16 protein-coding genes and 1 riboswitch are annotated in these 14,166 nt (G+C 34.3%); of the genes, 1 reads left to right on the top strand and 15 read right to left on the bottom strand.

Going from position 1 to position 14,166, the window contains the following annotated elements; translation table 11 throughout:
• Nucleotides 1-24: 24 nt before the first annotated feature.
• The 14 genes from ACFVRR_RS20010 to ACFVRR_RS19945 all read right to left on the bottom strand — a co-directional run bounded on the left by ACFVRR_RS20010 (nucleotide 25) and on the right by ACFVRR_RS19945 (nucleotide 11,579).
• Complete coding sequence (locus ACFVRR_RS20010; protein WP_387332067.1) at nucleotides 25-873, bottom strand: MetQ/NlpA family ABC transporter substrate-binding protein; 849 nt, start codon at nucleotides 871-873, stop codon at nucleotides 25-27.
• On the bottom strand, nucleotides 870-1,538 hold the full coding sequence (locus ACFVRR_RS20005; protein WP_056467650.1) for a methionine ABC transporter permease: 669 nt from the start codon (nucleotides 1,536-1,538) through the stop codon (nucleotides 870-872). Before ACFVRR_RS20005 ends, ACFVRR_RS20010 begins: the two co-directional genes overlap by 4 nt.
• Nucleotides 1,528-2,544 (bottom strand): methionine ABC transporter ATP-binding protein, encoded by a 1,017-nt coding sequence (locus tag ACFVRR_RS20000; protein ID WP_387332065.1) that lies wholly within the window; start codon nucleotides 2,542-2,544, stop codon nucleotides 1,528-1,530. Before ACFVRR_RS20000 ends, ACFVRR_RS20005 begins: the two co-directional genes overlap by 11 nt.
• 175 nt (nucleotides 2,545-2,719) lie before the next feature.
• A riboswitch (SAM riboswitch) is annotated at nucleotides 2,720-2,837 on the bottom strand.
• Between the two features lie 305 nt (nucleotides 2,838-3,142).
• Entirely contained in the window at nucleotides 3,143-3,577 is a 435-nt protein-coding gene (locus tag ACFVRR_RS19995; protein ID WP_387332063.1) for a hypothetical protein, read from the bottom strand.
• Between the two features lie 5 nt (nucleotides 3,578-3,582).
• A complete protein-coding gene (locus ACFVRR_RS19990) occupies nucleotides 3,583-3,933 on the bottom strand; it encodes an ASCH domain-containing protein (RefSeq protein WP_387332062.1) in 351 nt (116 codons plus the stop codon).
• Nucleotides 3,934-4,151: 218 nt separating this feature from the next.
• A complete protein-coding gene (locus ACFVRR_RS19985; protein WP_097976724.1) occupies nucleotides 4,152-4,943 on the bottom strand; it encodes a sulfite exporter TauE/SafE family protein in 792 nt (263 codons plus the stop codon).
• Nucleotides 4,944-5,016: 73 nt separating this feature from the next.
• Nucleotides 5,017-5,244, bottom strand: a complete 228-nt coding sequence (locus ACFVRR_RS19980) for a sulfurtransferase TusA family protein (protein WP_088014286.1) — start codon at nucleotides 5,242-5,244, stop codon at nucleotides 5,017-5,019.
• Nucleotides 5,245-5,265: 21 nt separating this feature from the next.
• Nucleotides 5,266-6,393 carry an MBL fold metallo-hydrolase gene (locus ACFVRR_RS19975; RefSeq protein ID WP_387332059.1) on the bottom strand — a complete coding sequence of 376 codons (1,128 nt, stop codon included), beginning with the start codon at nucleotides 6,391-6,393 and terminating at the stop codon, nucleotides 5,266-5,268.
• A 44-nt stretch (nucleotides 6,394-6,437) separates the two neighbouring features.
• Nucleotides 6,438-7,010, bottom strand: coding sequence for a sulfurtransferase TusA family protein (locus tag ACFVRR_RS19970; RefSeq protein WP_387332057.1), 573 nt, complete (start codon nucleotides 7,008-7,010; stop codon nucleotides 6,438-6,440).
• A 55-nt stretch (nucleotides 7,011-7,065) separates the two neighbouring features.
• A complete protein-coding gene (locus ACFVRR_RS19965) occupies nucleotides 7,066-7,362 on the bottom strand; it encodes a rhodanese-like domain-containing protein (protein WP_387332055.1) in 297 nt (98 codons plus the stop codon).
• A gap of 20 nt (nucleotides 7,363-7,382) precedes the next feature.
• The gene (locus ACFVRR_RS19960) at nucleotides 7,383-7,859 is read right to left on the bottom strand and encodes a DsrE/DsrF/DrsH-like family protein (RefSeq protein WP_387332053.1); all 477 of its coding nucleotides are present in this window, start codon (nucleotides 7,857-7,859) and stop codon (nucleotides 7,383-7,385) included.
• A gap of 127 nt (nucleotides 7,860-7,986) precedes the next feature.
• Complete coding sequence (locus ACFVRR_RS19955) at nucleotides 7,987-8,247, bottom strand: metal-sensitive transcriptional regulator (protein WP_097976733.1); 261 nt, start codon at nucleotides 8,245-8,247, stop codon at nucleotides 7,987-7,989.
• A 205-nt stretch (nucleotides 8,248-8,452) separates the two neighbouring features.
• On the bottom strand, nucleotides 8,453-9,928 hold the full coding sequence (locus ACFVRR_RS19950; RefSeq protein ID WP_387332050.1) for an aminotransferase class V-fold PLP-dependent enzyme: 1,476 nt from the start codon (nucleotides 9,926-9,928) through the stop codon (nucleotides 8,453-8,455).
• Nucleotides 9,929-10,241: 313 nt separating this feature from the next.
• Nucleotides 10,242-11,579 (bottom strand): D-serine ammonia-lyase, encoded by a 1,338-nt coding sequence (locus ACFVRR_RS19945; protein ID WP_387332048.1) that lies wholly within the window; start codon nucleotides 11,577-11,579, stop codon nucleotides 10,242-10,244.
• 152 nt (nucleotides 11,580-11,731) lie between these two features.
• On the opposite strand from ACFVRR_RS19945, the gene ACFVRR_RS19940 reads away from it, so the two are divergent.
• Nucleotides 11,732-12,925 (top strand): chromate transporter, encoded by a 1,194-nt coding sequence (locus tag ACFVRR_RS19940; protein WP_387332046.1) that lies wholly within the window; start codon nucleotides 11,732-11,734, stop codon nucleotides 12,923-12,925.
• A 114-nt stretch (nucleotides 12,926-13,039) separates the two neighbouring features.
• Here ACFVRR_RS19940 and ACFVRR_RS19935 read toward each other — a convergent pair whose 3' ends face one another.
• Entirely contained in the window at nucleotides 13,040-14,161 is a 1,122-nt protein-coding gene (locus tag ACFVRR_RS19935) for a glycerate kinase (protein WP_387332044.1), read from the bottom strand.
• Between the last annotated feature and the right edge of the window lie 5 nt (nucleotides 14,162-14,166).

Genomic DNA, 14,166 nt, shown 5'->3' with positions numbered 1-14,166 from the left:
CTTTTAAATAAGCATGAACTAGCTTTATAGATTTTTAATTTTATCAATCGAAATGACTACTGGAACTGTAGCACCTTTGTCACGTTTAATAATGTAATCATGAACTTCTTTTGATTGATAGGCCTTTACAATCTTTGCAAAGTCCTTGTCATTTTTATTCTTCGTACGGGATGCAATAACATTGATATACGGCATAGCTGCTTTATCATTAGGATCTTCTTTATAAAGTGGATCCTTTGCAGGGTCTAAGCCCGCTTGAACGGCGAATCCATTATTGATGATCGCTGCTGCCACATCATCTAATGATCTAGCTGTTTGCCCTGCAGCAATCGGTTTGATTTTTAGATGTTTAGGATTTTCTTTAATTTGTTCAATACTACCTTTAGGATCAAAATTATCTACTAAACTAAGTAGCTTTGAAGATTGTAATAGTTTAAGTGCACGCCCTGCGTTCGTAACATCATTTGGTATCGTAATCGTTGCTCCATCTGGAATATCACTTAGCTTTTTAAATTTATGTGAGTAAATCCCCATTGGCGCAATCACTGTCGAGCCAATAGCTGAGATATCTAAATTATGATCGCCTTTAAATTGGTTCATATAAGTAATCGTTTGAAAAGAATTTAAATCAAGGCTACCGTCATTAAGTGCTGTGTTAGGCTGAACATAATCTGAAAATGAAATGATTTTCAATTTAATGCCATCATTTTTCACTTGTTTTTGTACAATATTCCAAAGTTCATAATCATCACCGTTAATACCAATCTTAACTGTTCTCTCTTTTCCATTACCTGATGATGCGTTAGAACCACATGCTGATAATACTGAAACTGTTAATAATAATGCTGCAAAAATAGTAAAAAACTTTTTCATCCTCTTTTCCTCCTTACGTATCTTGACCACGTATTTCCTAAACTTTGTATGAGTTGAACAATAACTACTAGTAATACAACTGTAATGACAATAACCAATGTTTCAAAGCGTTGATAACCATATGTAATAGCTAAGTCACCTAATCCACCAGCACCAACAGCACCTGCTGCCGCAGTCGATCCAATCAATCCAATCGTTGCTGTTGTAAATGAAAGAATCAACGATGGAATCGCTTCAGGCAAAATAAACTTCACGATGATCTGAAACTTTGTTGCTCCCATTGAGTAAGCTGTTTCCAGTACTCCCTTATCTACTTCTAACATGGAGTTCTCAATCAATCTTGCCAAATATGGCCCTACAAAGATTGAAAGTGGAACAATTGCTGCAACTACTCCAATGGACGTTCCCGTCAATAATCTAGTAAATGGAATAATGGCAACTAGCAAAATAATAAATGGTACAGATCGAACAATATTAATAATGGTATTTAACAACGTAAATAAAGGTTTGTTTTCCATTATATGACCTGGCCTTGTTACAACTAGGATAATACCTAAAGGCAATCCTATGATTGTGCCAAAAATAAATGATCCTAGCACAGTTAGAAATGTATCTTGAGTTGCCTGCAAAAACTGCGGCCAAAAGAATTCCCAATTAAGCTCCATTTAACTCAACCTCCCTCACATCTATCCCCTTTTCCGAAATAAATTTAATAGCTTTTGCGCTTTCCTCTTTTGTTCCTTCTAGTGCCACAAGCAAATTCCCATAAGGTCTTTCTTGTAACTCTGTAATCGATCCATAAAGAATATTTAAATGTATATCGAATTTTTTAAGAACCTCTGATAATAATGGGTTGCCTGCCTTGTCACCTAGGAAGACTAATTGATAATATTTTCCCTTTGATAATGATTTCGATAACTTAGGCGGCACCTCATTTTGTAATACAGTGTTAACAAAATTCTTTGTAATACTTTTTTGTGGATTCGTAAAAACGTCATAAACATTACCTTCCTCGACAATTTCACCATCATCAATGACCGCCACTTTATCACATAGATCACGAATTACACTCATTTCATGGGTAATAAGGAAAATTGTAAGATTATAGGATTTATTTACCTTCCTTAAAAGCTCTAATACATTCTTTGTTGTTTCAGGGTCTAATGCAGATGTAGCTTCATCACATAGCAAAAGATCTGGATTTGTTACGAGTGCCCTTGCTATTCCCACTCTTTGCTTTTGTCCTCCCGATAAGTGCCCCGGAAATACATCTTGCTTCCCTGTAAGTCCAACAAATTCAATTAACTCCATTACCTTTTCCTGAACATCCCGTTTCTTTTTTCCTTCAAGGTATAGCGGCATTGCTATATTATCAAATACCGTTTTAGCAGAAAGTAGATTAAAGTGTTGGAATACGACACCAATTTTTCTACGTGTCTTACGTAGCTCTTCATCTTTTAATGTCATTAGGTCCAATCCATCAATGAGAACTGATCCTTCTGTTGGCTCTTCAAGTCTATTTAAACAACGAATCAATGTACTTTTTCCTGCTCCGGAAAAACCAATGATTCCAAAGATCTGGCCTTTCTCTATTTTCATATTAATATTATTTAAAGCTTTAATTGGTGGTCTTCCAGGATAAACCTTGGAGACATTTTTTATCTCAATCAAATTACTTCCCCCATTGCAAGTTATTTCAATCACCATAACTAAGTAAACAGATTCGAAAACTAGGATTTATAACTATATTTCCCCCTTTTTCTCCTATGGCACCACATCAAAAAACCCCCCTTCATATCCAATAAGACAGATAAGAAGAGGGGTTAAAATATATAAGCCACTTTACTTCTTATCTTTCAAATCGCATGAACGATTTGCAGGAATTAGCACGGTATTTGTTACGAAACAACAAACCCGTTGCCGAGGTATCGCAGGGCCAGTCCCTCCACCTCTCTGGATAAGTAATAGAATTTATTAAGTTTTTAAATTATTGAGTTCATGTTATCCCTCTTTTTAGAATCCGTCAAGAATTATTTTTAAATTTTTTTGTAAAAATTGTGTTTGTAAATAACATTTTTTTACGAACACTACTTTATACACTCCTTAGGACCTATCTATTCAAATCAAAAAAGCCTATTTCATATACCGTCCGAAATAGGTCAGTATACTTATTTTTTTCAGTTTTTATTAGTATTTCATTTAAGAGAAAGACAAAAAAGCAGACAAGCTTCTTCGATAAAAAGAACCTGTCTGCTTTTTTGAATTATGCCTACCATAATGCAGGCTTTACTACCATAAACCATAGCATAACCATCAAAAGAACGATGTAAATCCAGATAGATCGACGAAGCTTCTGAATCAGCATTCTCTGGTCATGTGTTGGTTCACTAAATTTCCGTATGGTCGGTGAAAAGGCTCTAGCTAGGAAAAATAATGAACTCACCAAAAGAAGAATCGTCATCACAATCCAAGATGTCTTCCACGACCAATGACCCACTAGTACCAACAAGACTCCTGATCCAACCAATACATGCCCAGCATGCTTTGCCAATCTGACAGCAAACCGGAATACATCCAAATAGCTCTGTTGGATCGCAGACTTTGAGGTATGCAGCTTTTTGAGTATCGGAATCAATACAAAAAATGGGCCAATCGATAAAATTACACTAGCAATATGTATGTAAAGAAGCATTCTATACAGCATAAAAATTAATCTTGGATGAGACGAAACTCATGAACCCATACCCTCATTTTTGGCAGCCAAGGCATTCCTGGATGGATTGACAAAATCGATTGCTTATATTCTTCTACAGTTGAATAGCCTTCCTGGTTAGCATCTTCATCTGTCAATTCACCAAGAGCTTGAGAATAAACTTTTTCAACAACATACTGATGATTTTGAAGGGTCATCACTTCCCCAACATCCGCATATCTTCCGTTTCGGCGAGTAGCAGTTTTTTGTCCTACCAATACCTTTTCGACATCCGCTTGAAGCGTAACAAGGCGTTCAATTGTACATGTTTTTGGCGGTAAAGCGTTCGTTTCATTTTGATTTGACATATAATTCATTCTCCATTTCAATTTAATTTTTAGGTAAGGCTAAAAAAACGACTAGTTCCATTTTAATTAATATAGTACAAAATTAGCAAATTTTATTTAAGAATATTGCTATTAGAAGCAACAAAAAGGAGCTCACATCTAGCACCCATATTAAAGACCAATAGAAAAACAGAAAAACTCCCAAAATAGTTTTTCTGTTTTTTATAGTTAATCCTTATTCAACTAATCCATGATTTTATAATCGTAATCCAAATTTTCAAAGCAGTAAAACCAATTAGAACTGCCAGAATCCCTCGTAAAACCTGTGTTTTTGTTTGTTTGCCTATTTTTGCACCTAATGGTGAAGCGATTAAACTTGCAATTACAACAATAATTGTCGGCAAAATTTCAACCTGACCAGTAGAAATTTTCCCGATCGTTACGCCTATTGATGAGATAAATGTAATGGCTAATGACGATGCAATAGTCACACGAGTTGGTATTTTTAAGATCGTTAACATGATTGGTACTAACAGAAATGCTCCTCCTGCACCAACAATCCCTGCACTAGTGCCCACAACAAATGCTAGGCCAGCCGCAAGCCATACATTAATTGATATTTGACCATCCGCTGACATCTCGACGTTTTTTCTAGGAATAAACATTAAAACGACCGCAATCATTGCTAAAATTCCGTATACAAGATTAATTCCATGTTCTGAAAGTAGATTTGAACCGAATCCACCAAGAAAACTTCCTATTAGTACACTTATTCCCATACTTACTATTACTTTTTTGTTTAGATAACCGCTTTTACGATAGCTTAATACTCCACCTAAAGTTGCAAATACTACTTGGACGGCACTTATACCTGAAACTTGATGTGGTGTGAAAGCAGCAAATCCTAATAATGGAGGAATAAATAGGAGCATTGGATAATTTATAATCGCTCCACCAATTCCTACCATTCCTGAAATAAAGGACCCAAAAAAACCAACTAAGAAAAGTACTAAAATTAAGGTCCACTCCATTTAAAGTCCTCCTATAATAGAAAAGGAGAGGTGACTCTCCTTTAAGTGTGTAGACAAAGTTTAAAAACTTGGCTTAACCTTTTTTAATCCAAAATTTTAAAACATTGTCTTCTTCGGTATAATTTAATAATTCGTGTCCACCTGATTTAGCCCAAGCTGCAAGGTCGTTTTTAGCACCTTTATCAGTGACGTGAATTTCTAATACTTCGCCTGCTTCAATCTCTGCAATTGCTTTTCTTGTTTTTACAATTGGAATTGGACATGCTAAGCCTTTTGCATCTAATAATTTTGTAGCTTCCATTCTATTCTCCTCCAAGTCTCATTATCGTACTGCACAGCGATTTGGACCAATTTCCATTTCTCTTAGTTTTTCTTCATTTAAACTAATTTTGCCCATATTAACTTCACGGATTTCTTGATATGAGTTTGGTTGTGGCGGTAAGTTCTCAGTTACTAACTTTCTAAACTCACTTTCACTCTCAATGTTCAATCCATGATTCTGATCAAATAAATATCCTAATTTTTTATAAACACTACCATCCTCGTTCAATTCACTAATCACCATAAAATGTGATGGTAGCACGATTAATTCAAGCGATAAATTTCGGTATTTTTTATAAAGTGTTTCGCGTAAGTCCCCTACCCAATCCTCTGCCATACCAGCAAGATCGGGTCTTCCAATTGAATCGATAAATAAAATATCACCAGAAAGTAAGAACTTTTCATCAATAACAAATGAAGTTGATCCGATTGTATGACCTGGTGAATAAAAAGCCTCAATACTGATTGCTGTTTGACCAATCATTACCTTATTACCATCTTCTAATGGACTGTATTTAAAAGTAACCTCTTTAGCATCCTTTGGAGGTAACCAGTATGTTGCTCCCGTAATCTCAGCAATTTTTCTTCCACCAGAAATATGGTCTGCATGAAGGTGCGTATCAAATACATTTGTAATTTTTGCGCTCTTTGTATTTGCAAAATCAATATAGATATCCGTCATTCGAGTAGAATCAATAATAGCAGCCTCATCATTTGAAATAACCATGTAGGATAAACATCCCTTACCGATTCTGACAAATTGATACAGTTCTCCACCATTTTTCAGATCTGCAATTTTTACTGGTTCTAGATGTTCACTCCACTCTTTCATTCCGCCTTTAAGGTAAGCTATGTCTAGTCCCTCATCTGAAAGCATCTCTGCAATCATGATGGAAGATCCTTCTTTAGCACACACAACTAAAACATCTGTACTTGTAGGAATCTTATCTAAAATATCTTCAACCCCATCAAGTAAATCAAAATAAGGTATATTTAAATGTTCAAAATTTGAACCTTCTATTTTCCAATCGTTATAATCTTCAGTATTTCGGACATCTAAAATAAATAGTTCTTCTTTATCGAATATTTTTTTTGTAATCTCTTTTGCAGACATTGCTGTGACTGCCATCCTTAATACCCCCTATAGTATAAATTTTTTCAAAAAAAATTAGATTAACCTTTTATGATTGCTGTTTGCCCAGACCATTCAGTCATTCCAGGTATGACATTAAACACATTAGTAAAGCCACTAGAAACTAGTAATTGAGCAGCAAGGTCACTGCGGTTTCCAGTTCTGCAAACGATATATATTTCATTTTCTTTATTTAATTCTGTCATACGGTTCTCCAATTCACCTAAAGGGATTGATACCGCATTTGGTATATGATTAAATACATATTCTGCTTCTTCTCTTACATCTAAAACGATTATATTTTCATTTTGTAGTTTTTGACTTAATTGATCGTTCGAAATGACATTTTCAAATCTTTTTTCAATTGTATTTTCATCTGAAGATTTTCTTAAATAGTGTAGTAATACTTCTCCATTTTCGATTGTTCCTAAGTATTGATTTCCAGTGCTTTCCGCCCAAGCTTTAATATCTGCTTTTGAACCTTTATCAGTCGCTTGAACCTCGATTACTTGCCCATTATCTAAATCCTTCATTGCTTTTCTAGTTTTTACAATCGGCATTGGACAAGCTAATCCTTTTGCATCTAATTTCATATTTGTTTTAATGAATTCCATATTATGACCTCCGCACTTAGAATACCACTTGGGGTATTTATTTAATCAAAAAAAATTATTCTACGGTACCGAACCAAGAAAGCATTCCGCCTACCATGTTTTTAACGTTAAACCCTTGAGATTGAAGGAATTCTGTTGCACGGCCACTTCTAGCACCTGAACGACAAACCATAATATATTCTTTTGATTTATCTAATTCGTGTAATCGAAATTCGATTAATCCGAGTGGAATATGAATAGCTTCAGGGATTTTCCCTGCTGCAACTTCATCTACCTCACGAACATCGATAAGGGTAACTTCTTTTCCAGTTTTTAATTTATTTTCAAGCTCAATTGCAGTAATTTCTTTCATGTTATCCAATCCTTTCTAAATTATATAAATAAGTTAACTTGACCTTCTTCTGCTTCACCAATGTATGCGGCAACACCAGCATACTGAATATTCTCTAATAGCTCTTCGGTTTGTAGACCTAACAGATCCATTGTCATTGTACATGCTACTAAATTTATTTCTTGTTCTTGGGCCATTTCAATTAATTGTGGTAAAGGCAATGCATTATGCTTTTTAATGATATCCTTAATCATCTTTGGTCCAAAACCAGCAAAATTCATTTTAGAAAGTCCCATTTTATCAGCGCCTCTAGGCATCATCTTTCCAAACATCTTTTCAATAAAACCTTTTTTTGTTGCTATATGTTCACCTTTTCGTAAAGCATTTAAACCCCAAAATGTATGAAAAATAGTTACCTCATGATCAAAAGCTGCAGCACCGTTCGCAATAATGTAGGCAGCCATGGCTTTGTCATAATCTCCACTAAATAAAATGATATTTGTTTTCTTAGTTGTCATATTCTTTCTCCTTTTCATTCTTTATACCCACTAGGGTATATAACAAAACAAAAAAATATATCTTATATATACTATTACCCCTATGGGTATATGATATTAAAAATAAAAAATTGTGTCAAACCATATATTATCTACTTTTTACAAGTAAGTTTACTGCTTCTTTCACTAAATCTTCAGCATCTTGCCCGTTTTCATTCGCATTTCGGACACAATCAACTAAATTCGAGCTTACTATAACGCCAACCGTACGATCCAAAGCTGATTTAACTGCTGATAACTGTGTAATGACATCTTTACAGTCCTTGTCTTCTTCTAGCATCTTTAAAATTCCACGAATCTGTCCCTCAATTCGTTTTATTCTATTTTTTACTGGATCATCATATTTCATTAAATCACCCCTAACTTATAAAACTAAGCTTAACCTTTTTTTAGAATATATGTGCAATATTCTTACTTAGAATATATACCCCACAGGGTATGTTGTCAATCATTTAATTTTATATAAGTTAGCCTTCTTTTAGTTAGTTAAGAGTAAATATGAACAAAAATGATCACAATAATGTGATCATTTTTGTTCGAGTTACTTTGAGATTTTATGATTTCACTGTCATTTCCATCTCAAAATAAGTACCCACTTCCATAACTGCTTCGTCTTTATGGATAAAGTCATTTTTCTCTTTTAAATAAATATAATCATTAGACCATTCACCAATGTTTTGAAGAATATCTTTTAAAGCATTCGTAAATAATAATACCTCTTCATTTGTAGTCGTTGGATGAACACTCATGCGAATCCAACCAGGCTTTACACTAATATTTCCATTATCAATTTCATCTGTAATTGATTTAGACATTTCTTTTGTAATATTCAGAAGCATATGTCCATAAGTACCTGCGCATGAACAGCCGCCTCGTACTTGAATTCCGAAACGATCATTTAATAATCTAACAACTAAATTATGGTGAATATCCTTTAAATAAAAAGAATAAAAACCTAATCGTGGATTGCTTGAATTTTCAAGTACCACTACATTTTCAATTGACTTAAGTTCATCTACTACGATGTGTTCTAATTCTTCTTCACGGTTTAAGATGTTCTTTGTACCCATTGCATCTTTTACCTTAATAGCAAGAGCTGTTCTAATTGTTTGCAGAAATCCTGGCGTACCGCCATCTTCTCTTTCACGAATATTGTTAATATATTTTTTCTCACCCCATGGATTTGTCCATTCTACAGTTCCTCCGCCTGGGTGATCTGGAATTTTATTTTGATACATCGAAGAGTCAAATATTAAAACTCCGCTACTACCAGGCCCTCCTAAAAACTTGTGTGGAGAAAACAGAATCGCATCAAGTTTTTCCATTGGATCACTAGGATGCATATCAATGTCAACATAAGGTGCAGAAGCTGAGAAATCCACAAAACAAACGCCATTATATTCGTGCATTAGTCTAGCTAGCTTATGATAAGGTGTAATTAATCCAGATACATTGGAGCAAGCACTGAATGATCCAATTACTTTTCGTTTATTCTTATAAAACTCTAGGCGTTTTCTTAAAAATTCCAAATCAATTACGTTGTTCGCACAATTCGGTACAACTTCTACATCACAAATCGTTTCCAACCATGAAGTATGATTGCTATGATGTTCCATACTTGTTATAAAAACAACTGGTCTTTCTTCCTCAGGTATACTTAAACGGAAATGGAAATTTTCATGTATTTTAAGCCCTAAAATACGTTGAAACTTATTCATAACGCCTGTCATTCCTGATCCATCTGTTATGATTGTGTCGGAAGCGCTTGCATTAACATGTTCCTTTATGATCTGTAATGCTTCATGATAACAATTCGTCATCGTGCTGCCAGTTATATTTGATTCCGTATGCGTATTTGCAACATAAGGCCCAAAAGTAGAAAGTAATTTTTCTTCAACAGGTCCATATAACCTACCGCTCGCAGCCCAATCTAAATAAATAATTTTCTTTTCACCAAATGGCGATAAGAATGTTTTTTCATTTCCAATAATCTCTTTTCTAAATTGTGAAAAATACTTTTCTAAATTCAATTTTATCGCTCCTAATGAGAATATGTTTTGTGCTTTTTAATCGGAAGCTCTGTTTAGTTAATTAAGATAAAACCGAGTATTCCAATACCCAATAGGGTATTATATAAATTGCACTGAAGCCAGTCCGCTCATGACGGAATGGCTTTTTTAAAGTAATTTATCAATTTTTAAACAGAACCAATTAAAAAGAAAATATCTTGCGTCAAAATCTAAATAGAAAACTTATTTATATATACAAATATATGTCATATTATTCTGTATTAAAAGAATTTTTTCACTTTTAAAATATTAGTAAAATTTTACACTATCTATTTTATTTAAAAAGAGACCCTTTTTGATAGTACTCTTTCATCATTTTTTCTGGGACCATACTACCACCTGTAGCCCAAATGACATGGGTACTATTTTCCATTTTTTTCACTAAATTATTTTTTTGCAAATAATTTTTTCCTTCTTTAAATAATTTAATTGGACCAATCAAACCAGCTAGTGCTGACGGTTCTAAATAAAGATCCTCAGTATCAACTAACTCTTTTAACATGGTGTATAGTTTTTCATCACTTATTGTGTAGCTACCGCTTAAAAAAGGCTCGATGATTTTTCCTACAAAGCCAGATGGTCGTCCTACAGCTAGACCATCTGCATCCGTTTTATTATCAATGCCAAAATCTTGTACAGAAACTTGATCGTGAAGTCCTGTCATTAATCCAATCAGCATACAAGGAGAATGAGTTGGCTCGGCAAAAAAGAAATGAACATTATCTTTAAATAATAGTTTCAGACCAAATGCGACACCACCAGGTCCTCCTCCAACTCCGCAAGGTAAATAAACAAATAATGGATGATTTTCATCAATTGTAATGTTCAATTCTTCAAATTGCTTTTTTAAACGTGAAGCAGCTACTGCATATCCTAAAAATAAATCATTTGAATTTTCATCGTCTACAAAATAACAATTAGGATCTGCTTCTGCTTGAATTCGTCCTTCTTCTACTGCCTTACTGTAATCCGCTTCGTACTCAATAACATTTACGTTTTTACTTCTAAGTAAGTCCTTTTTCCATTGCTTTGCATCCGCAGACATATGTACGGTTACTTTAAAACCTAACTTTGCACTAATAATTCCAATGCTCATACCTAAATTACCAGTGGACCCGACAGCAATTGAGTAGTTTGAGAAAAAATCTCTAAAAATATCACTATCTATTTTTGAGTAGTCATCTTCAATCGTTAATAGCTGATGCTTTATAGCTAAGCTTTCGGCGTGCTTTAATATTTCATAAATGCCACCTCTTGCTTTAATTGACCCTGATATTGGTAAATGACTATCACATTTTAAAAATAATTCTCCTAATATAGTTTGTTGGAAATTTTTCTCTAAAGATTGTTTCATAGAAGGAATTTGTACTAAAGGAGATTCAATAATCCCATTTGTATCTTTTGTTTCAGGAAAAACCTTTGATATGTATGGGGCAAACCTTTTTAATCGATCATCTGCGTCGTTTACATCATCTTGAGTAAGTGGTGATATTTTCATTGCTTTTTGAAACGTCTCAAAATTTGGGTTCAACCAGAGGTACTCCTCTAAGTTCATCAGTTTTTTTAGGATTGGATACTTTTCTATATATGACTGTATATCAATTCTTTCCATCTATATTCCTCCTAGACTTTTACAGTTTATATATAGTTTATCAGATAATAGAATAGCTTTGATTGTTAATCTTTTGTAAATTCACATAAAAAGAGATTGGTTTAGATTTTGATTCAAACTATACTATTTCTATGTATCAGATTGGAGGGAATATGAATTCTAAACATAAAATTAGTAAGTTATCTCTTTTGCTAGAAATACTTATTGTTTCTACTAAACTGGGCTTAACTTCTTTTGGTGGACCGATCGCTCATTTAGGTTATTTTCGTGAAGAATATGTAAGAAGGAAAAAGTGGATTGACGATCAAAACTATGCTGATTTAGTCGCTTTGTCACAATTTTTACCTGGACCAGCAAGCAGCCAAGTTGGTATTGGTATTGGCTTAATACGTGCAGGGGTCTTAGGTGGAATTGTCTCATTTATTGGATTTACATTACCATCAGTCATTGCACTTATATTATTTGCATTATTACTACAAGATTTGGATATAAAAAATTCTGGTTGGATCCATGGACTAAAACTGGTTGCGGTGCCAATTGTTGCACAGGCTATTTTAGGTATGGTGAAGAACTTGACGCCTGATTTAAAAAGGAAATCTCTTGCTTTGTTTGCAATGATTGCTACACTAATATGGCAAACGACATTCACTCAAATTGCTGTCATTTTAATTTCTTCAATTTGTGGATATTTTCTATATCAGGATAATGAAAATAGTGATAAAACTGGATTAGTTACGAATATATCAAAAAAAATTTCAATCATTTGTTTGTCTATATTTTTTATATTATTAGTTTTATTACCCTTAATTAGTTCATTTACATCGTCAAAATGGATTTCTATATTTGACAGTTTTTACAGAGCAGGATCTATGGTATTTGGTGGTGGTCATGTTGTTCTCCCTCTACTTGAACGTGAGTTTGTTCCTACTGGATGGCTAAACAAAGAAACATTTTTGGCTGGATATGGGGTCACGCAGGCTGTACCTGGACCATTATTTACGTTTGCATCCTATTTAGGAACTGTAATGATGGGCTGGCGAGGAGGTTTAATTGCAACAATTGCCATCTTTTTACCAGCTTTCTTACTTATTTTAGGTACTCTCCCAATTTGGTCTAGTATGCGTCGTAGTTCGAAATTAAGGAGAGCTTTATTAGGCGTAAACGCAGCAGTAGTTGGGATCTTAATTTCAGCTTTTATTAATCCAATATGGATAAGCTCTGTATTTTCGATTGTTGACTTTCTAATCGTAGTTGTCTTATTTAGTATGTTAGTAATGATGAAATTACCACCATGGGTTATTGTACTTGTTGGAGCAATTAGTGGGGAAATCTTAACTAGAATTTGAATTTTATTTTGTTCATTATCTATTAGAACAGCCCCTCGTCATTTTTAAAAGAAGGGCAAATCCAATAAAAAAGCAGAAAAACTCATACATGTTTTTCTGCTTTTTTATTTTCAATTATTTTAATAATATAGCAATATTTCTTGCAGTTTTCTCAATATTTTCAAATGCGTTCTTCATAATATCTTCAATCGGTAAGATTGCAGGAATCGTAGGGAAAATAGCATCGATTCCGTGTTTATACAATTCCTCTATCCCATCACCAATACTACCACAAATTGCAATTACTTTTGCATTAGCTGGGGCACAAGCAGCCGCCCCAACAGGTGCTTTACCATAAATTGTTTGTCCATCCATTCTGCCTTCTCCTACAATTACGATGTCAGCATCCTTACATACCTCTTTAACATTTAATTGTTCAAGAACCAGTTCAATCCCTTTTTTAATTGAAGCATTTGCAAATAGCATTAGACCTGCACCCATGCCCCCACCTGCACCACTTCCCGGGATCTCTGAGACGGATTTATTTAGATAATGCTCAGCAATCTGATAGAAATTTCCCATTGCTTCATCCATTGTAGCTAATTGATCCGCAGAAAGTCCTTTCTGTGGTCCAAATATATAAGTTGCTCCATTTCTACCAATCAATGGGTTAACAACATCTGCCGCAATCGTGATTTTCACTTTATCTAATAGTGGTGACTTGTTTGCATCAGACATTGAAGCTACTTTTAGCAATGCCATACCATTGCATTCAATTTCCCCACCGTTTTGATCGAAGAATTGGTAACCTAGCGCTTGAGCCATCCCAATCCCACCATCATTTGTTGAGCTACCGCCAACACCAACAATAAGCTCAGAAGCTCCACGCTCAATAGCATAAAGAATTAATTCGCCAACACCAAAGGAAGTAGTTTGTAATGGATCACGTTTTTCAAGCGGTACAAGATGCAAACCACAAGCTTCAGCCATTTCGATAAATGCCGTTTTATTATCCTTTGAAAATGCAATTTTAGCTTGAACAGGTTCATTAAGAGGGCCTGTTACATTAATGGTTTCTACTTCTCCACCATTTGATGCGATTAAAGCTTGAACAGTGCCCTCCCCTCCGTCAGCCAATGGTAATAGATGATACTCTGCATTTGGGAATACTGAATGAAAGCCTTTATGAATGGCATTAGCTACATTCGTTGCATCCAAGCTTTCTTTAAAGGAATCAGGTAATATTACTACTTTCATTTTTC

Source organism: Gottfriedia sp. NPDC057948 (assembly GCF_042887255.1).
In the GTDB taxonomy this organism is placed as follows: Bacteria; Bacillota; Bacilli; order Bacillales; family Bacillaceae_G; genus Gottfriedia.
The sequence above is the reverse complement of the archived record's forward strand: the minus strand, read 5'-3'. Positions and strand labels throughout refer to the sequence as shown.